Origin of the sequence: Myroides albus (genome assembly GCF_009711045.1) — a bacterium.
Classification (GTDB): domain Bacteria; phylum Bacteroidota; class Bacteroidia; order Flavobacteriales; family Flavobacteriaceae; genus Flavobacterium; species Flavobacterium album_A.
The window spans coordinates 1-574 of record NZ_WMJX01000133.1 but is presented as its reverse complement, the minus strand read 5'-3'; the positions used below and the strand labels follow the sequence as shown (position 1 = coordinate 574).

General features: G+C 31.7%; 1 pseudogene. It reads left to right on the top strand.

Annotation, left to right across the window (positions count from 1 at the left end):
• A pseudogene (locus tag GJV76_RS15830) lies at window positions 1–574 on the top strand (hypothetical protein); the annotation flags it as partial.

Sequence of the window (574 nt, the reverse complement as noted above, 5' to 3'; positions counted from 1 at the left end):
ATATGTCTAAGGTAGTTAAGGACTACGAAACTTTAACTACGATAGTATCAGATACTAAAGGTACCTATACATATAAGAATGAGGCAGGAACAGATGTTAAGATAACAGTAGTAGATGATGTAGCGAATAACTTTGATACGATTGTTAAGAATCAAAAGTTCAAGGATGTAATTAATAATTATTTAAAAGATAACGCAGAAGGAAATGTTACTTATGAAGGCGGTAAGTTCTTTTTTGTGAAGAATGATGGAAATACTATCACCAAAGAATTAATCGACTTAAGTACGCTAATAGAAGAGACAGATACGCCTATTACTGCTACTTTAAAGGATGTAGGAGGAAAAGATGTTCGTACAGGGGAATATAAATACAAGTCTGAAAAAGGTACAGAAATTACCATTAATGTAACAGAGGATGTAGCGAATAACTTCGGAGATGTTATTAATAATGAAGATGTTAAGAAGATATTTAATGATTACTTTACAGCTAATCCACCAGCAGGAGGAACTGTGACATATAAATTAGAAAATAAGAATCATATCTTTAATTATACAGATAAGGATGGTAACCCTCA